Origin of the sequence: Caldimonas mangrovi (assembly GCF_023721835.1) — a bacterium.
Taxonomy (GTDB): Bacteria; Pseudomonadota; Gammaproteobacteria; order Burkholderiales; family Burkholderiaceae_C; genus Caldimonas; species Caldimonas mangrovi.
Window position 1 is genome coordinate 189,676 of record NZ_JAMKFE010000007.1, and the last position, 16,842, is coordinate 206,517.

Below are 16,842 nucleotides of genomic sequence, written 5' to 3' on the forward strand. Positions count from 1 at the left end.
GCCGTCGACATAGACCCGCCGACCGGGCCGACAGCCAAACAGGAGCAGGGCTTGCTCCAGTGAGGGTCCCCCGGGCACCGGCCCCATGCCGGCGTGCCCGCCCTTTGAACCTTCTCCCCCGACACCCCATGCAGCAGCCCGCCGCCATCCCGACTGTCGACGCCCCCGCGCCCCGCGTCCACGCCCCGCTGGTCCGTCCCTCAGTGCGCCGGCTCGCGTTGGTGGTCGAGGACAACCCGGTCAACCAGTTGCTCGCCGAAGAAATGCTGAAGCGGCTCGGCTTCGAGGTGGCACTGGCCGCCGACGGTGTCGAGGCGCTGGAAGCCTGCCAGCGCAACACACCCGACATCGTGCTGATGGACATCCAGATGCCGCGCATGGACGGGTTCGACGCCACGCGGCAGTTGCGCCTGATGCAGCAGGCCGGGTTGCTGCGCCGCTTTCCGATCATCGCGGTGACGGCATGCGGCACGTCGCGGCAGCAATGCCTCGACGCCGGGATGGACGGCTACATTCCGAAGCCACTGGATCTCGCCAGCATCGGCCGCCAGTTGCAGGAAGTGGCGCACTGACACACGCCGCCTCCAGCCACCCGGCAGTGCCCCCTCAGTGCAGCTTCACGCGCGGCTGCGCCCGCCCGGCCAACCAGCCACCCAGTGTCGCCAGCGCCGTCCGCGTCACACCGTGCAGCGTCGCCAGATGCCGGCGATACAGCATCCAGTAGGTGGTGCGCGCGATCCATCCTTCGATGGTCCAGGCGCGTCCGGTCACGCTGCCCACCAATCGCCCGACGGCATTGCGCCGGCCGAGCGACACGATCGCGCCCTGTTCATGGAATCGGAAGACCGGCAGAGTGCGCCCTGCCAGCCGCTGCTCCAACCCCTGCGCGAGCAGCTTCGCCTCCTGGTGCGCGGCCTGCGCCCGCGGCGGCACCGGCGCCCCGCCGGGCACCGGCACGCAGCTCGCGCAGTCGCCGAATGCGAACACGTCATCATCCAGCGTCGCCTGCAGTGTGGGGCGCACCACGAGCTGTCGCTGCTGGTTCAGTTCCAGGCCGTCGAGCCGTTCCAGCACGTCCGGCCCCTGGATGCCGGCCGCCCACACCGTGAGGTCCGCCGGCAAGCCCACGCCGGACGCCAGCAGCACGCGATCGGCCTCGACCGCCGTGACTCGCTGCTGCACCCGCACGTCGATGCCCAGTCCACGGAGATCTTCGTGCACCTCGCGCGCGATCGCTTCGGGCAGTGCTGCGAGCAAGCGCGGCCCGGCCTCGACGACCGTGAGCCGCACCGGGCTGGGCAGCGCGGCCAGCCGGCTGCCGTAGCTGGCGATCTCCGAGACCGCTTCGCTGAGTTCGGCGGCCAATTCCACGCCGGTCGCGCCGCCGCCGACGATCACGATGTCTACAGGCCCCTGGTCCCGCAACTCGGCCCGCATGCAGGCAGCGAGCAGGCGGCGGTGGAAGCGGTGCGCGTCATTCGCACTGTCCAGCGCCAGCGCGTGTTCGGGAACGCCGGGGGTGCGGAAATCGTTGACCACGCTTCCGACCGCGATCACCAGCGTGTCGTAGCCGATCGCCCGACGCGGCGCGATCTGCTCGCCCTCCTCGTCGATCAGCGGTGCGAGCCACACCTGCTTGTGGCTGCGCTCGAGCGATTCGAGCGTGCCGAGATGAAAACGGAATCCATGCCGCCGTGCCTGCTGCAGGAAATCGACTTCGCTCTCCTGCGCGCGCAGCGTGCCGGCCGCCAGTTCGTGCAGCATCGGCTTCCACACGTGCGTCAGCGCGGTGTCGATCAGCAGCACCTCGGCCCGGCCGCGGCGGCCGACACCGTCGCCCAGGCGGGTCGCCAACTCGAGCCCGCCGGCGCCGCCGCCGACGATCACGATGCGATGCTGTCCCGCGGTGCGTTGCTGTCCACTGGCCCAAGCCGATCGACGCGATCGCCGGCCACCGCCATCGGCATCGCGCACATCCTGCCGCATCGGCGCAACCGGCCGGCTCTCGGGCAGCGGCGCGGCCGGCCGCCCCGGCGCGGCCCCAACCGGTGCGCAGACTCGCGTCATGGCTGGCCGCCCCCCGGTACGGCGACCGCATGCGTGGAGCCGGACGCCGCCTGGTATGCCTGCGTGTCAGCGGCATCGGCGTCGGCGTCGCTGGCCGCATAGCGATAACCCCGAGGGTCGACGCCGTATTGCGCTTCAAGGGCCTGCGCCGGCAACTCGTCCCAGGCCGCGAGAGAGCCGACCTCGATCACCTCGCCGCCGCGCGCACCGCGCGCGACGCGACGCAACCGCATCTCCAAAGGCGTCGCGTCGCCGGCGCCGGCCGGTTCGTACAAGGTGCAGTGCTGTACGCCGATCCATTCCCCCTCGTGCATCCACGGGGTGTAGCAGTAGGCGCTGCTTCCGGTGGCCCGCACATAGGCACAGGCCTGCTGGAAATCCATCATCTTCGTTTCCCGTCTGGTTGAGGCTGGCGATGGTTCCGGATCCGCAAGCCCTGTGCCTGCGGCGACAGCGCATGCCGATTGCACGGCAGTGCAGCATCGCCGAACAAGGAGTACCGATGTCCCCGACACCACCGCCCACGGACTGCCTCGTCATCGGTGGCGGACCCGCCGGGCTTACGGCAGCGATCTATCTGCGCCGCTTTCATCGCGAGGTGCAGCTGTGCGATGCGGGCGACGGCCGGGCCCTTCGCATCCCTCTGACGAAAAACTTCCCGGGTTTCCCGGACGGCATCAGCGGCGCGCACCTGCTCGACCGTCTGCGGCTGCAGTTGAGCCAGGTCGGCGGCGCGGTACAACAGGGCACCGTCGAGCAGTTGCAGCGCCTGGACGACGGGCTGTTCGTGGCCCACGTGGACGGCCGGAAGGTGCGGGCGAGGACGGTGATCCTGGCAACCGGCATCGTCGACGTGATACCGGCGCTCCCCGGTGCCGCGGAACTGCTGCAGGCCGGGCGGCTTCGCTTCTGCCCGATCTGCGACGGCTTCGAATTCACCGGACGGCACATCGGCATCATCGGCAGCGGCGCCCATGGCGTTCGCGAAGCGCTGTTCATCCGGCGCTTCAGCCACCGCGTCTCCTACGTCTGCCACGGCGCGAAAGACGCGTCGTTGCTGCACCCGCTGGATGCGGCCGGCGTGGCAGTGATGGACGGTGCGGCCGGGTCACTGCATGCACAGACCGACGAAACGGTGTCACTGGTCACGCGGGAAGGGGTCGAACACCGGTTCGATGTGCTCTACGCCGCACTGGGCTCGCATACCCGGTCCCGCCTCGCGCTGGCGGTCGGCGCGCAGGCAGATCCCGCTGGCGGACTGCATGTCGACGCCCATGCACGCACCAGCGTGCAAGGGCTCTATGCGGCGGGCGACGTGGTATGTGCGCTCGACCAGCTCGTGGTCGGCATGGCGCATGCCGCAACTGCCGCAACGCACATCCACAACACGCTGGGCTGAGGCGGCTTCACTCCGCGTCCGCCGTGGTCAGGTAGTTTTCGTCGGCGTTCTCGGTGCAGCACAGCTGGCGCACCAGTTCCAGCACACGCGGCGAAACCGGCCGACTGCTGCCGTCGTGCGTTCCGGGGTCCTGGTCTGCAAGGCACTGCACGCCTGCGGGCAGCACATGCAGCCGCACATCGGACAATTGCGCCACCTCGCGATCGCTCGCCTGCAGGAAGCTGGAGGACATGTCCCGACCATCGATCAGCGTGATCGCCCCCTCGCCTATCACTTCGATGCCACACCCGCGCTGCACGATGAGTGCCGTGTCCTCGTCGATCCCGATGCCGATGAGCTTGGGGTTGTGGGCCACCGCACCGAGCAGCCGACCCAGCCGCTGTCGCTCGGAGAAATGCTGGTCGATCACGACGTCGAGCAGAAAGCCCAGCCCAGCGCGCAGGCTCGTGTCGTCTCGTTCCGGGTGCCCCTGCAGCGGACCGGGGTCGAGCATGTAGGCCGATATGGCCGAGGCCCCTGCACTGGTGCCGCCGATGCAGGCGGCGCGCTGCGCATACGCCTTGCGCATCGCGTCACACAGCAGCGAGCCGCCGAGACGCGACAGCAGCCTCTTCTGATCACCGCCGGTCATGAACACGCCGGCCGATTCGAGCACTCGGGCGGCCAACGCCTCGTCGTTGGCCTCGGCACGGCTGGCGATGTGCAGCGGCTCGCAACGCTGCACACCGAGATCGGCGAAAGCGTTCTTGTAGGTGCGCCATGCCGCCTCGGGCTCCTGTGTGGCGGCTGTCAGTACGTACAGCGGGGCCTCGGCCCGCGGCAGGAGATCCACGAAGCGGCGCAGGATGTCCTTACCGTTCTTCCGGTCCTCGGCGCCCCCGACGATCACGAGGCACCCGCCGCGCATCCTGGCGGCCACGCTATTTCGCCTTGCTCGCCTTGCCGGCCTTCAGCGCACGGGCCATCTCCAGGTGGTGTTGCAGGGCCGGCAGCGTCTTGGCCGCAAAGGCTTTGATCTGCGGATCGCGCGCATTCGATGCCCCGCGCTGGAACAGCGAGATCGTCTGCTCGTGGGCTGCTACGCCCATCTGCTCGACATACTGCTTGTCGAACTCGGCACCGCTCAAGCCGCTGAGCGCTTTCATCTTGGCCTGTTGAGCGGCATCAGGCTCCTTCGGCAGTTGAATCCCCTTCGACGTCGCGATCTGCTCGAGTTCGGCATTCGTCTTCGTGTGGTCTTCCACCATCCGTTGCGCAAAGGCCTTCACGTCCGCACTCGAGGCCTTCTGCTGCGCGAGCTTGCTGCTGACCACTTCGGCATGCCCGTTGTGCGCTGCCTGCTTCATGAAGCCCGCGTCGTCATCGGCAACGGTCTGTGAGGCCGCCGCGCCACCAAAAGCCAGAAAAGCGACCAGCGTCGCGCCGTGTAGGAATTGCTTCATGGATGTCCTCATTGCTCAGTGCACGGCCCCGATGGCCAATTGCGCCTCCGGTGGCGTTGCAATAGCCGTTCCCGCCCGGGCACCGCGCGCAGCGACCTCGGGTGTCGTCTGGCAATACTGCACCGCGTGCCCCCTGTGGGGTCCTCGAGCGCAGGGCTACCATGCGCAGCCATGCCGCACAGACAAAAACGAGGAGAACCCGATGACCCTGCGCCTGCGCTTGTATGAACTGGCTGCGCGCCACCGGCTGGACGGCACTGCCCAACGCAGGCTGCGCGCATGGGCCGGCCTCGAGCAGGAGCCGCCCGGTGTGGGGCATTGGTTGCCGCAAGGCGCCGCGGTGCTCGCGGCCGCACTGGCGGGCCTCGGCATCGTGTTCTGGGTCGCCGCCAACTGGGACGCGCTGGGCCGCGTCGGGCAGTTCGCGCTGCTGCAGTGTGTCGTGCTGGCCGGCTGTGCGGTCGCCTGGCGTTGGCCATCGGCACGCCATGCCGGCGCGCTGGCCGCGCTGCTAGGCATCGGTGGCCTGTTCGCCTATTTCGGCCAGACCTACCAGACCGGTGCCGACCCGTGGCAGCTGTTCGCATTGTGGGCGACGCTCGCGCTGCCGCTATGCGTCGCACTGCGCAGCGACGTACTGTGGGCCCCCTGGGCGGTCGTGGCGGCAACGGGCATCTCGCTGTGGGTGCACGCTCATGCCGGCCACCGCTGGACCATCGAGCCCGAAGCTCTGTCGGTACACGCAGCGGGCTGGGGCGCAGCCGCTGCGCTGGTGTTCGTGCTCGGCCCCGCACTGCGCCGCCACACCGGAGCGGGCACCTGGTCGTGGCGCACGGCGTTGACGCTCTGCGTCGTGATGGTCAGCGCCACCGCATTGGGCGGCCTGTTCCATCGCGAGGTGGCGCCGCACTACCTGCTGGGCCTGGCGCTGCTGGCCGCCGCGGCCGGTGCGCTCGCCTGGCCCCGCAGCTTCGACCTCTACGGGCTCAGTGCGGTGGGGCTCGGCCTCAACACGCTGCTGGTCGCAGGCCTTGCCCGCTGGCTGTTCGACGACCATCGCGGCGACCCGATCGGGCCGCTGCTGTTGCTCGGTCTCGTCGCCGCCGCACTGCTGGCCGGCACGGTGACCGGCGTGCTGAAACTGGCGCGAGCCCGTGTCTCGCAGGGAGCCGCGGCATGAACGACGCGATCCGATTCGAACGTGCGGCGCAGGCCGCGGTGGAGGCCGGCTTGCTGCCGGCCCAGGCACATCCCGCGGCGGACGACTCCCGCCCCTGGCCGGTGGTGCTGCTCACGGCACTCGGGGCCTGGCTGGCGGCGCTCCCGTTGCTCGGCGTGGTGGGCTTGCTGCTCGGCGACCTGATCAGCCGCGGCGTGGGGCCGTATTTCGTCGGCAGCCTGGTGCTGGCCGGCGCCTGCGTGACGTTGCGCTCTTCGTCACTGCCGCTGTTCTTCGAGCAGCTCGCCGTGCCGGCGCTGCTGGTCGGCGGCGGCAGCCTGGCCTTCGGCCTGTTCCGCGACCTGCCCGACCCGGCCGCGGCAGGCGTGCTGGCAGTGATCGCCCTCGCGGTCGCGATCGCGCTGCCGCGCGCCTGGTTGCGCGTGCTGCTGGGCGCTGCAGCCGCCGTGCTGCTCGTGTTCGCCCTCGGCCCGCGACGCTGGTACGACTTCGGCATCCAATGGCGGCATCACTACTGGTGGGCCTGGCACCTGGTGCTGACACTCGCGGCGGCAGGGCTGGGGCTGCAGCAGGCCATCGAAAGCGCCCGGCCGCGGCTGGCGGGGGCGCTCGAATCGCTGCTGGCAGGCTGGCTGCTCGCGACGCTGGCGGGCTTGGCGTGGTGGTCGGGCATGACCCTGCTCGCCGGCGCCAGCCTGGGTGCCGAGCTGGCGCGTGACCTCGGCAGCCAGGCGTCGGTGGCGTGGCGCGGCACGGTCCCGCAGGCGGGCTCGGTGCTGCTGGCCGTCGGTGCGGTAGTCTGGGGCGTGCGCCTGTGGCCCAGTTGCAGGCAGCCGTGGTGCGCCGGTCTGGCGGCCGTGCTGATCGCGCTCGCGTGGTTCATGCCGGCTCTGGGAGCCGCGCTGCTGGCGCTGGTGTGGGCGGCCACCACGCAGCGCTGGCGCCAGGCAGGGGCAGCCGGCGTGACCGCCGCGTGGGTCATCGGCAGCTTCTACTACCAGCTGCAATGGCCGCTCGCCATCAAGGCGGCCGTGCTGGCGACCGCCGGGGCGGCGCTCGGTCTGCTCGTCTGGTGGGCCCTGCGTGGGGGGCCACGCGATACAGCGGCCGCCGCGCCGACGCCGCCACGCGTCACCCTCGGTGTCGCGGCTGCCGCACTGGCAGTGCTGGTCGTGGCCAACTTCGGCATCTGGCAGAAGGAGCGGCTGGTATCGCAAGGCCGGCCCGTCTTCGTCGAGCTCGCGCCGGCGGATCCGCGCTCGCTGATGCAAGGCGACTACATGGCACTGAACTTCCGCCTGCCCAGCGCCGTGCAGGACTCGCTCGAGCCGGTCAACAGCGCCCGCCGACCGCGCCTCGTCGCGCGCATCGATGCGCGCGGCGTTGCCACGCCGGTTCGCGTCGACGACGGCAGCGACCTCGCCACCGACGAGCTGCGCATCGAACTGACGCCGCGCCGCGGCCGCTGGGTGCTGGTCACCGATGCATGGTTCTTCGAGGAAGGCGAAGCCGCACGTTGGCAGCCGGCACGCTATGGGGAGTTCCGCGTGGCGCCCGACGGCAAGGCGCTGCTCGTGGGACTGCGCAGTGCCGAACTGCGGCCCTTGTGACCGGCCGCTGCACGCGCACTCCTAGAATCCGCGCAGCCACTGCCCCCTTTGCGAACCGCCCGATGCCGGACCCCTTGCGCCACGCCACACTGCGCCAGCTGCAGATCTTCCTGCTCGCAGCCGAGCACGGCAGCTTCATGCGTGCGGCCGAGCTGCTGCATCTGACGCAGCCGGCGGTCTCGATGCAGATGTCGCAGCTGGCGGAATCGATCGGCATGGCCTTGTTCGAGAAGCGCGGTCGCCACCTGGTGCTGACGCAGGCCGGCGAAGCGCTGGTGCCCTACGTGCGTCGTATCGGTGACACGCTGCGCGACGCCGGCGATGCGCTCGACGCGTTGCAGGGGCTGCGGCACGGCCGGCTGCGCCTGGCACTCGTCACGACGACGCGCTACTTCGCGCCGCGGCTGGTGGCTCAGTTCCATGCCCGTCATCCCGAGATCGAACTCGAAGTGGCGATCGAAGACCGTGAGCGGGTGATCGCTCTGCTCGAAAGCCACCACGCCGACCTGGCCATCATGGGCCGTCCGCCGAGCCATCTGCCGGTGACCTTCGAGGCCTTCGCGAAGCACCCGCACGGCATCATCGCGGCCCCGAGCCACCCGCTCGCCGGCCGCAAGCGGGTCTCGCCGCAGAACCTCGCACGCGAGTCGTTCATCGCCCGCGAAACCGGCTCCGGCACCCGGCACGCGATGGACAGCTACTTTGCCGAGCACGGCCTGAACCCGCCGCTGGTGCAGGAGATGCACAGCAACGAATCGATCAAGCAGGCGGTGATGGCCGGCATGGGGCTCGCATTCATTTCCCTGCACACGGTGAACCTGGAACACCAGACCGGCCACCTCGCGCTGCTCGACGCGAAGGGCCTGCCGGTGGTGCGCGAGTGGTACGTGATTCACCTGGCGACCAAGCCGCTGAGCCCGGCTGCCGGCGCCTTCAAGCAGTTCATGCATTCGGAGGCGAGTGCCTACATGAAAACCTTGCTGCCCAAAGGGAGCCCCAGGAGGCTGGGCGGCTGAGAGTCGCCGTCCGTTTCGTGGCCATGGCTGCGAACGACCTTCCCTATGAGCCGCAGCAGATGCTGCTGCTGGCCGAGGCGATCCAAGACGGATCACTCCATACGGCGGCGGTGGAGCCCTCGTCAGACTGACTGGAGCCTCCCTCGTGGAGGGAGGCTGGAGGGTGCGGTCCAACGAGCTGGAGCTCTCTCGCGGAGGGGGCTCGGGGGAGCCGTGCGTAAAGCCGCAGGCTAGGAGACTGGGCGGCAGCTGCCGCTCAGTCTCCTAGACGCTGTGCAGCGCCCGCTGCGGCGCAGCGACCTCGTCGTTGCCCGCGGCGTCGAAGCGCCGGTAGCGGGCGCCTGCCGGTTGCCGGCCGTCGTAGACGATGCGGTCCTCGTAGTCGGACAGCCACAGCGCGTGCGGGTTGCGCCGCGCGATGACGAGATCGCCCTGGCTGTCGGCCGAGAACGGCGAACGGTGCACCTTCATCACGACCAGGCCGTCGCCGAACACGCCGCCGATGTCGGCCGTGCAAGTCGCGTCGTCGCCCGGACCGTCGATCACCGAGACCACCTCGAGCTTGCCCCATTCGGTGGACATGGCAAAGCGTGAACGCGCGGTGTCCGACAAGCCCTTCTGCGCCTCGTTGTGCAGCCGCCAGGCCTGCTCGACCGGCAGCGCGAACGCGGTGTGGCCTTCGATCTCGCGGCACTGGAACAGGTACTTCGGCCGGATGTTGAGGCGCCGCAGCTCTTCCTGCAGCAGGCGCAGGCTCGGCGCGTCGTCGTTGACTCGCGCGATGACCGGCGTCTGATTCTCCAGGCTCACGAAGCCGAACTGCTGCACCTGGTCCAGAGCGCTGCGCACGCCCGGCAACCACTGGTGGTAGCCCTGCTCGTTCTTCACGTAGTTGTTGTGCTCGTCGCGCACCAGCATCTCGTCCGGGTGCGTGAAGTGCACGACGATGTTGACGTGCACGTCCGGGTGGCGGGCATGGAACACGCGCAGCATGTGCGCGAAGTTCTCGTCGAAACGCTGCGGCCGGAACGCCATCTCCTTGGTGCCGATGCGCACCAGGTGCACGCCCGCTTCGGCCGCGGCCGCCATGTAGCGGTACAGGTTCTTGTTGGACAACACCATCGGATCACCGCCCGACAGCAGCACCTCGCGAATCGGGTAGCGGCGGGCACCGCTGTCGGCATCCACGCCGCCATGGGCCGCCAGCGTGGTGTTGTAGCCGACGATGTAGGTCTTCAGGTCGTCGGCCTTGATGAGCCCCTTGCCGGTAGAGCCGTTGAAGATGTCGAGCCGGTAGCAGTAGCGACAGTGGGCCGAGCAGGCCAGCGCGGTGTAGCCGAGCACGATCTCGTCGTACTTGTGCAGGATCTTGCCCTTCAGGCTCTCGGGGCTGTAGCGGATCTGGTTCGACGGGTCCTTCTCGCCGCTCATGTCGTCGGCTTCGGCCAGGATCGGCACCACCAGGGCTTCGAGGGGCCGGCTCGGCGGCATCGCCGGCACCAGCACGTCGCCCCCCGGGCCGCGGAACTCCTGCCCCTTCACGAGCGCCATGTAGTACGGGTTGATGCCGAACATCATGCGCTGGTCCACCCCCCGTTCGCGCATCTGCTCGATCTGGCCGGGCGGGTAGAACGCCTGGAGCAAGGGCACCACGTTGTTGTTGTTGAAGCGCCCGCGTGCGGGCTTTACGTTCTGCACGGGGGTGTCGGGCAGATCGATCTCTTGCGGGTCGGTGGTCATCGGGCGGTCCTCCTGAGTCGGATAGAGAGTTCAGATGCGGAAATCAGGGGTGCAGTCTATTGGATGATTTCTTATGTTTTCCAATGTTGAGTTCAGTGTTTCTTATGAATAGACCACTACATTGCCATGCACGTTTCTTGTGCAACTGACCCCGCGGCCTCCTACAGCCCTGTCATCGGTACGCCGACAGGCGACCGAACACGCCGCGCTAAGGTGTGCTTGATCCGTTGCCACGAAAGGACACACGATGAACACCCGAACGCTGTCGGTGCCGCTGCATTTGCGAGTGCTGCTGGGTACCTTCCTGCTGGCCGCCGGCGCAGCCGCCCTCGCGACGGATGCGCGTCCGGGGGCCGGCGCAAGCGAGCAGGCGTCATGCGCCCGCCACACGTCGGCAGAGGATCGCAAGACCTGCCTGCGCGAAGCGGGGGCGGCGAAGGCCGAAGCCCGCCGTGGCGAGTTGCGCGTGCCTGGCGCCGACTATGAGCACAACAGCATGCAACGCTGCCAGGCGCTGCCCGCGGACGATCAGGAAGCCTGCCGCGCCCGTGTGCGCGGCGAGGGCACCTCGAGCGGCAGCGTCGAAGGGGGCGGCATTTACCGCGAAACGCGAGAGATCGTGCCTGCCCCGGCCCCACCTCCGTGAGACCACGCGCGATACCGGTCTTCGGCGCGCGTGTTCAGGTGTGCGGCTCCTCGGTCAAGCCGAGGAAGTGATCGAGCATGTGGAAGTGGTCGTCAAGGAACTGGTCTTCGAACGCCGTCAACTCGTCGACCGGTACCCACAGGGCCTGCGCCGCATCGTCGCCGCCTTGCACCTCGGGCAGCTCCCGCTCGCCGAGTTCGAAGTAATGCGCGTGCGTGATCGTCCTGCCGCGCTGGCTGCGATCCGGGTGGTCGAACACGGCGGTGGCCTTCAGGCACTGGCGCATCGTCGTGTCGAGCAGCGCAAGGCCGGTCTCCTCCTGGAGCTCGCGCAAGGCTGACTGATACGCCGTCTCCCGTTGCTCGATGAAACCACCCGGGACCGCCAGCAGCCCCTTGCCGGGGGCCTGCCCTCGACGCACCAGCAGCACCCGGCCGGAGCAGGCCACCACACTGTCGACGGTGACGAACACCGGCGGGTATGGCGCGGCTGACCAGCTCTGCTTGTAGTGCCTCAGCAGCCGCCATTCCTCGGCCAGTTCCTCGTGATGCGGCAACGCCGACCAAGCTCGCAGGAAGGCCGTGGTGCTCGGCGGCAGGTGTTCCACCAGCGCGGCGAGCGCGGCCTCGCGGTCGTCGGCTCCCGCACCGAACCACGCATCACGAACCGCCGTGGCGTCGACCGCAGCCACGCGCTCGACCGGCGTCAGGCGCCACCCGGGAAAGCCGTGCAGGTATTCGCTGGTGGCGTCCTTGAAGTGGCCGACCAGCGTGACGTGCGCATGCGACGGCATGCCTTCGCCGGCCAGGAGGCGGCTCACGCCATCGCGCACGGCAGTCACCCATCGGGTCTCGTCGTAGTAGTCGCGCACCGGCAGGAAACGCACACGGCTGCGCTCGTCCTCGGACAGCGCCAGGCGCACCATCTCTGCGCGCTCCTGCCATGTGAACGGGTTCTTCGGCGTGCGCGCCTGGTGGGCCGAGCCCAGCACCACGACGCAGCGCGGCGCCAACGCCAGCGCCTGCCGCAGCAGCGCAAGGTGGCCGCGATGAAAAGGCTGGAAGCGGCCGATGTAGACCGCGACATCGGCCCGCTGCGGAAGTGGTTCGCTGTGGGGCATGGTCATCTCAGGCAGGGTGAGCCGCAATCGGCATCTGCCGGCCGGTGCCGAAGGCCCGTGAGCGCACGCGCAGGATGGGCGGCGCCTGCCGCCGCTTGTACTCGTTGCGCGCAATCATCCGACGCACGCGCTCGACCAGCGCCCGTCCGTCCTCGGCACGCGTCAGCTGTTGCACGAAGCGTGCGGCCTGTGCATGTTCCCAGGGCGCCAGCCGTTCGCCTTCGATCAGCACCTTCAGCACCTCGTCGAGCACCGGGTAAGGCGGCAGGCTGTCGGTGTCTTTCTGCCCCGGCGCCAGCTCGGCCGACGGTTCCTTGTCGAGAATGGCATGCGGAATGAGCTCGCGCCCGGCGGATTCGTTCAGGTGGCGCGACAACGCGAACACCTCGGTCTTGTAGAGGTCGCCGATCAAGCCGAGCCCGCCGTTGGTGTCACCGTACAAGGTGCAGTAGCCGACCGAAATCTCCGACTTGTTGCCGGTGGTCAGCAGCAGATGGCCGTAGCTGTTGGAGAACTCCATCAGCACGGTGCCCCGCACGCGGGCCTGCAGGTTCTCGAGTGCCAGGCCTTGCAGCGGCTGGCCGAAGCTGGCCTCGAACTGCGCGGCGAATGCGGCCACCGCGTCGGCAATGGGGTGCGTGTGCAATTCGATGCCGAGGTTGCGGCACAAGCTGACCGAATCGTCCACCGAGCCGGCCGACGAATAGCGCGATGGCATCGTCACGGCCACCACGTTGCCGGCCCCGAGCGCCTCGACGGCCAGTACCAGCGTCAGTGCGCTGTCGATGCCGCCCGACGAGCCGACCACCGCCTGCCGGAAGCCGCAGCGGCGTGCATAGTCACGCAGCCCCAGCACGATCTGGGCGCGGTAGAACGCCATGGTCGACAGCCCCTCGGCGCTGACGCGCGACAGCTCGTCGCCGCCGGCGCTGCGGAAGCGCCCGTCAGCGAAACCCAGCGTGGTCACGTCTTCGACGAAGCGCTGTGCCTCATAGACGACGCCCTCGTCCGGCTGCACCGCGAACGACGCACCGTCGTAGACGACCTGGTCGTGGCCGCCGATCTGGTTGGCATAGAGGATCGGCAGGCGGTGCCGGCGGCTGGCAGACGCGAAGACGCTGTGCCGCTGCTCGCGCTTGCCGATGTTGGACGGGCTCGCGTTGATCGACACCACGAGGTCGGGCGCCGCGTCGCGCATGCGCTCGAACGGGTTGACGAGGTAGTCGGCGCCTTCGTCGTTCCAGCCGTCCTCGCAGATCATGAAACCGACCTGTGTCGGGCCGATGCGCAGCACCTTGGCAACGTCCGGGCCGGGCTCGAAGTGGCGCCGCTCGTCGAAGATGTTGTAGGTGGGCAGCAGTTGCTTGGCATAGCGCAGCACCACCTCGCCCGCCTTCAGCACGAGCAGCGTGTTGTACAGCTTCTTGCCGGGGCCGCTCTTGGGCTCGGGCAGGCCGAAGGCCCAGTGCAAACCGCGCAACTGGCGCGAGGCCTGCTGCAGCGACTCCAGCCCGCGGGCGACGCGTTCCATGAAGTGCGGCTCGTCGAGCAGGTCGGCCGGGTAGTAGCCGGTCAGCGACAGTTCGGAGTACACCACCAGCTCGGCACCGGCGCACCATGCCTTCTGGGCGGCCGCGACCATTTTCTCGACGTTGCCCTCGATGTCGCCGATCGTGTAGTTGAGCTGCGCGACGGTGATCTTCAGCATGGCCGGCTCCTCACGATGCGACGTTGAAGACCTGGCGCAGGTAGGCCAGGAAGGTCTCGTCGTCGCACAGCGTCTTGCCCGGGCTGTCGGACAGCTTCGCCACCGGCTGGCCGTTGCAATGCGTCAGCTTCATGACGATGTTCAGCGGGGTCAGGCCGACGTCGTTCGACAAGCTGGTGCCGATGCCGAAGCCCAGCTGCGTGCGGTCGGCGAAGTGGCGATACAGCATGAAGGCACGCTCCATGTCCAGCCCGTCGGAGAACACCATCCGCTTGGTGTGCGGGTCGATGCGCAGCTTCGCATAGTGGTCCAGGGCTTTCTCACCCCACACGACCGGGTCGCCGGAATCGTGCCGCAGGCCGTCGAACAGCTTCGCAAAGTAGAGATCGAAGTCGGCGAGGAAGGCGTCCATGCCGACCACGTCGGTCAATGCCACGCCGAGATCGCCGCGGTATTCCTGCACCCAGTCTTCCAGCGCGGCTTTCTGGTGGTCGCGCAGCCGCACGCCCAGTGCCTGGTAGGTCTGCAGGTACTCGTGCGCCATCGTCCCGATCGGCACCAGGCCCAGCTCCTTGGCCAACAGCACGTTGGAGGTGCCCTTGAAGAACTGCGGCACCTCGCGCTTCATCGTTTCGACCACCTCGCGCTGCCAGGCGCCGCTGTAGCGGCGTCGCACGCCGAAGTCGAAGAACTCGAACGGGTGGCGGCGCGCCGGCTCTTGCTCGAAGCGGTGCAGCGCGTCGATCTTGCCCGCCAGCTTTTCCCGCCCCACGCGCAGCGCCGCAGCGGCATCGAAGCGCTGGAAGTACAGCTCGTTGACGATGGCGAGCACGTGGATCTCGAAGGCCATCACGTGCACCTGCGGCCCCTGCGCGACGATGTGCAGCGTCTCGCCGTCGACGCTCGCGCGGATGAACTCGCGCTGGAAGCGGAAGATGCGCAGGAAGTCGACGAAGTCGGACTTGATGAAGCGCAGGTTGCGCAGATAGGCGAGCTCGTCGGCCTGAAAACTCAGAGAACACAGATGGTCGAGCTGCTCGTTCACCTGCGGCAGCAGCTCGGCCAGCGGATATTCGCTGCGGTTGCGGCAGACGAAGCTGTACTCGGCTTGCGTCTGCGGGTGCCGGTGCAGCATCGTCTGCCACATGGTGAACTTGTACAGGTCGGTTTCCAGCAGGCTGTGGATGACGGGCGGCATGCAGTGGTTCTCCGTGGAGTCTCGTTGGGGTGGGTGCCGTTCAGGCGGCAGCCTGCAGTTCGGGCAACAGCTCGGTGCTCGTGGCCAGCCGTGCGCCCCGGGCGCGCATGGCTTCGAGGAACGCCGCCTGCTGCGTCTCGAAGCCGCCGACCGGGCTCATGCAGTCGGTCAGCAACACCAGCCGTTCGAGCCTGCCGCCTGGCAAGTGGTCGGCGATGTGCTCGGTCGTCGCCTTGACGCAGTGGCTGCCCGCCTCGCCGGCGACCACGATCATGTCGGCCGCGTCGAGCGCGTCGATCAAGCGGCGGTTCAACTGCGTGTCGGCGTCGTCGCGGTCCGGCACTTCGGCCTGCACGGCACTGTAGTGCTCGGTCCAGGGATTGGTGCCCTTGACGACCTTCGCCACCTGCGTCTGCCGGCGTTCTTCCCACCGGTTGTAGGCTGCACGCACCGCGGCGTGCACGCCGTGTCCCCAGGAGCCGATCTCGCAATGCACCGGCCACACCATCAGCGTGTAGCGGCCGCGCGCCTCCAGTTCGTCGACGTAGGTCAGCACACGAGGCAGCGCTCGCGCGTCACGCGGCGCGAACTCGCCGGCCCGCACCTGTCGCGCGGTGACCTGCGTGAACGGTGCCACCGGGCCGCCGTCACCGCGCCGCCAGAACGGTGGGTGCGCCACGTCGACACGGTGGTGCGAGTCGAGCGTGACGACGACGCCGGACAGGGCTTCTGCAGCTTCGTCCACCAGCCGGGCCAGGCGCAACATGTCGGCATGAGCGCCGGCAACCGGCAGGGCCGGGTCGGTGCGACGTCCGTTCTGCGGATCCAACGGACGCCAAGCCTCCGGGAGATCGCAGAAGTCGTTCTGCGGGTCGATGATCAGGAGTTGGACATTGCGTCTCATGGCGCCTCCGCGTGTTGATGGTTCCACTATATGCCAGTTAGATTACTGTTGCAACTAACATGGCATATGGCCGGCACCTTGTATCAATGCCGCATCCAGTATGCTGTTCGTTCCTTTTCCGGTCTAAGCATGGCAACTTCGATCATCTGCACCGTCGACGTGGTATTGCTGACGCTGCACGACGGCGACCTGCACGCAGTGCTGCTGCGCCGCGAGCGTGACCCGTTCAAGCAGGCCTGGGCGCTGCCCGGCGGCTACATCGACCCCGAGCACGACCAGAGCGCCTGGGAGGCCGCCGCCCGCCTGCTCGAACAGAAGACCGGCATCGTGAGCCCTTACCTCGAGCAGCTTGCCACGTTCTCGGGCCCGGCCCGCGACCCACGCGGCTGGTCGGTGTCCGTCGCCTATTACGCCCTGGTGCCGGCCGACATCCTGCCTGCCGACGGCGAGGCCGTGAAACGCGTGCCCACCGCCCGCCTGCCCACCCTGCCTTTCGACCACGGCAACATCCTGCAGACGGCCGTGTCGCGCGTGCGCTCGAAGAGCCAGTATTCGTCGCTGCCGGTGTACCTGTGCGGCGAACGCTTCACGCTGCCGCAACTGCAGACCGTCTACGAGGCGGTGCTGGGCGAACCGGTCAACAAGGTGAGCTTTCGGCGCAAGGTCGAGGAACTGGGCATGCTGGAGCCGATCGAGGGCGAGATGGACGCAGGCAAGGCGCACCGCCCGGCGCAGCTGTACCGGCTGCGCAAGGAGTTCCGGCGGCGGCTGTCGGTGCTCGATCGCGGACTGAACTCGCGCAGTTGACGCCA

General features: G+C 68.5%; 16 protein-coding genes. 7 read left to right on the plus strand and 9 right to left on the minus strand.

What is annotated here, in order from left to right; all coding sequences use genetic code 11:
* The first annotated feature begins 128 nt into the window (after window positions 1–128).
* Window positions 129–572, plus strand: a complete 444-nt coding sequence (locus tag M8A51_RS13735) for a response regulator (protein WP_251779041.1) — start codon at window positions 129–131, stop codon at window positions 570–572.
* Between the two features lie 34 nt (window positions 573–606).
* Here M8A51_RS13735 and M8A51_RS13740 read toward each other — a convergent pair whose 3' ends face one another.
* Together M8A51_RS13740 and M8A51_RS13745 are read right to left on the minus strand one after the other, a co-directional pair.
* On the minus strand, window positions 607–2,067 hold the full coding sequence (locus tag M8A51_RS13740) for an NAD(P)/FAD-dependent oxidoreductase (RefSeq protein WP_251779042.1): 1,461 nt from the start codon (window positions 2,065–2,067) through the stop codon (window positions 607–609).
* A complete protein-coding gene (locus tag M8A51_RS13745; RefSeq protein ID WP_251779043.1) occupies window positions 2,064–2,453 on the minus strand; it encodes a hypothetical protein in 390 nt (129 codons plus the stop codon). The genes M8A51_RS13740 and M8A51_RS13745 overlap by 4 nt, the downstream gene beginning before the upstream one ends.
* A gap of 116 nt (window positions 2,454–2,569) precedes the next feature.
* Between M8A51_RS13745 and M8A51_RS13750 the strand changes: the two genes are divergently transcribed.
* Window positions 2,570–3,466 carry an NAD(P)/FAD-dependent oxidoreductase gene (locus tag M8A51_RS13750; RefSeq protein ID WP_251779044.1) on the plus strand — a complete coding sequence of 299 codons (897 nt, stop codon included), beginning with the start codon at window positions 2,570–2,572 and terminating at the stop codon, window positions 3,464–3,466.
* Window positions 3,467–3,473: 7 nt separating this feature from the next.
* On the opposite strand, the gene M8A51_RS13755 is transcribed toward M8A51_RS13750, so the two are convergent.
* Together M8A51_RS13755 and M8A51_RS13760 are read right to left on the minus strand one after the other, a co-directional pair.
* The gene (locus M8A51_RS13755) at window positions 3,474–4,385 is read right to left on the minus strand and encodes a cyanophycinase (protein WP_251779045.1); all 912 of its coding nucleotides are present in this window, start codon (window positions 4,383–4,385) and stop codon (window positions 3,474–3,476) included.
* A 1-nt stretch (window position 4,386) separates the two neighbouring features.
* Window positions 4,387–4,908 (minus strand): DUF4142 domain-containing protein, encoded by a 522-nt coding sequence (locus M8A51_RS13760; RefSeq protein WP_251779046.1) that lies wholly within the window; start codon window positions 4,906–4,908, stop codon window positions 4,387–4,389.
* A gap of 202 nt (window positions 4,909–5,110) precedes the next feature.
* Here M8A51_RS13760 and M8A51_RS13765 point away from each other — a divergent pair, with 202 nt between their 5' ends.
* From M8A51_RS13765 to M8A51_RS13775, 3 genes are all read left to right on the plus strand, one after another.
* Window positions 5,111–6,088 (plus strand): DUF2157 domain-containing protein, encoded by a 978-nt coding sequence (locus tag M8A51_RS13765; RefSeq protein WP_251779047.1) that lies wholly within the window; start codon window positions 5,111–5,113, stop codon window positions 6,086–6,088.
* A complete protein-coding gene (locus M8A51_RS13770; RefSeq protein WP_251779048.1) occupies window positions 6,085–7,698 on the plus strand; it encodes a GDYXXLXY domain-containing protein in 1,614 nt (537 codons plus the stop codon). The genes M8A51_RS13765 and M8A51_RS13770 overlap by 4 nt, the downstream gene beginning before the upstream one ends.
* 62 nt (window positions 7,699–7,760) lie before the next feature.
* Window positions 7,761–8,714 (plus strand): LysR family transcriptional regulator, encoded by a 954-nt coding sequence (locus M8A51_RS13775; protein WP_251779049.1) that lies wholly within the window; start codon window positions 7,761–7,763, stop codon window positions 8,712–8,714.
* 264 nt (window positions 8,715–8,978) lie between these two features.
* Here M8A51_RS13775 and M8A51_RS13780 read toward each other — a convergent pair whose 3' ends face one another.
* Window positions 8,979–10,454: a hypothetical protein gene (locus M8A51_RS13780; RefSeq protein ID WP_251779050.1), complete on the minus strand. Its 1,476-nt coding sequence runs from the start codon at window positions 10,452–10,454 to the stop codon at window positions 8,979–8,981.
* A gap of 247 nt (window positions 10,455–10,701) precedes the next feature.
* Here M8A51_RS13780 and M8A51_RS13785 point away from each other — a divergent pair, with 247 nt between their 5' ends.
* Window positions 10,702–11,100 carry a hypothetical protein gene (locus M8A51_RS13785; protein ID WP_251779051.1) on the plus strand — a complete coding sequence of 133 codons (399 nt, stop codon included), beginning with the start codon at window positions 10,702–10,704 and terminating at the stop codon, window positions 11,098–11,100.
* A 34-nt stretch (window positions 11,101–11,134) separates the two neighbouring features.
* Here the strand turns inward: M8A51_RS13785 and M8A51_RS13790 are convergent, their stop codons facing one another.
* The 4 genes from M8A51_RS13790 to M8A51_RS13805 are packed head-to-tail and all read right to left on the minus strand — an operon-like array spanning window position 11,135 to window position 16,030.
* Window positions 11,135–12,220: a bifunctional nicotinamide-nucleotide adenylyltransferase/Nudix hydroxylase gene (locus tag M8A51_RS13790; protein WP_251779052.1), complete on the minus strand. Its 1,086-nt coding sequence runs from the start codon at window positions 12,218–12,220 to the stop codon at window positions 11,135–11,137.
* A 7-nt stretch (window positions 12,221–12,227) separates the two neighbouring features.
* Window positions 12,228–13,928, minus strand: coding sequence for an NAD+ synthase (locus M8A51_RS13795; RefSeq protein WP_251779053.1), 1,701 nt, complete (start codon window positions 13,926–13,928; stop codon window positions 12,228–12,230).
* A gap of 10 nt (window positions 13,929–13,938) precedes the next feature.
* On the minus strand, window positions 13,939–15,126 hold the full coding sequence (pncB, locus tag M8A51_RS13800; RefSeq protein ID WP_251779054.1) for a nicotinate phosphoribosyltransferase: 1,188 nt from the start codon (window positions 15,124–15,126) through the stop codon (window positions 13,939–13,941).
* Between the two features lie 40 nt (window positions 15,127–15,166).
* Entirely contained in the window at window positions 15,167–16,030 is an 864-nt protein-coding gene (locus M8A51_RS13805) for a cysteine hydrolase family protein (RefSeq protein WP_251779055.1), read from the minus strand.
* A gap of 129 nt (window positions 16,031–16,159) precedes the next feature.
* Between M8A51_RS13805 and M8A51_RS13810 the strand changes: the two genes are divergently transcribed.
* Window positions 16,160–16,837 (plus strand): NUDIX hydrolase, encoded by a 678-nt coding sequence (locus tag M8A51_RS13810; RefSeq protein WP_251779056.1) that lies wholly within the window; start codon window positions 16,160–16,162, stop codon window positions 16,835–16,837.
* Window positions 16,838–16,842 lie beyond the last annotated feature (5 nt).

Coding starts and splice junctions, on each gene's coding strand:
- M8A51_RS13770 (WP_251779048.1), top strand. CDS start 6,085: ATGAACGACGCGATCCGATTCGAACGTGCGGCGCAGGCCGCGGTGGAG.
- M8A51_RS13775 (WP_251779049.1), top strand. CDS start 7,761: ATGCCGGACCCCTTGCGCCACGCCACACTGCGCCAGCTGCAGATCTTC.
- M8A51_RS13805 (WP_251779055.1), bottom strand. CDS start 16,030: ATGAGACGCAATGTCCAACTCCTGATCATCGACCCGCAGAACGACTTC.
- M8A51_RS13745 (WP_251779043.1), bottom strand. CDS start 2,453: ATGATGGATTTCCAGCAGGCCTGTGCCTATGTGCGGGCCACCGGAAGC.
- M8A51_RS13790 (WP_251779052.1), bottom strand. CDS start 12,220: ATGCCCCACAGCGAACCACTTCCGCAGCGGGCCGATGTCGCGGTCTAC.
- M8A51_RS13740 (WP_251779042.1), bottom strand. CDS start 2,067: ATGACGCGAGTCTGCGCACCGGTTGGGGCCGCGCCGGGGCGGCCGGCC.
- M8A51_RS13795 (WP_251779053.1), bottom strand. CDS start 13,928: ATGCTGAAGATCACCGTCGCGCAGCTCAACTACACGATCGGCGACATC.
- M8A51_RS13785 (WP_251779051.1), top strand. CDS start 10,702: ATGAACACCCGAACGCTGTCGGTGCCGCTGCATTTGCGAGTGCTGCTG.
- M8A51_RS13810 (WP_251779056.1), top strand. CDS start 16,160: ATGGCAACTTCGATCATCTGCACCGTCGACGTGGTATTGCTGACGCTG.
- M8A51_RS13780 (WP_251779050.1), bottom strand. CDS start 10,454: ATGACCACCGACCCGCAAGAGATCGATCTGCCCGACACCCCCGTGCAG.
- M8A51_RS13760 (WP_251779046.1), bottom strand. CDS start 4,908: ATGAAGCAATTCCTACACGGCGCGACGCTGGTCGCTTTTCTGGCTTTT.
- M8A51_RS13765 (WP_251779047.1), top strand. CDS start 5,111: ATGACCCTGCGCCTGCGCTTGTATGAACTGGCTGCGCGCCACCGGCTG.
- M8A51_RS13735 (WP_251779041.1), top strand. CDS start 129: ATGCAGCAGCCCGCCGCCATCCCGACTGTCGACGCCCCCGCGCCCCGC.
- pncB (WP_251779054.1), bottom strand. CDS start 15,126: ATGCCGCCCGTCATCCACAGCCTGCTGGAAACCGACCTGTACAAGTTC.
- M8A51_RS13750 (WP_251779044.1), top strand. CDS start 2,570: ATGTCCCCGACACCACCGCCCACGGACTGCCTCGTCATCGGTGGCGGA.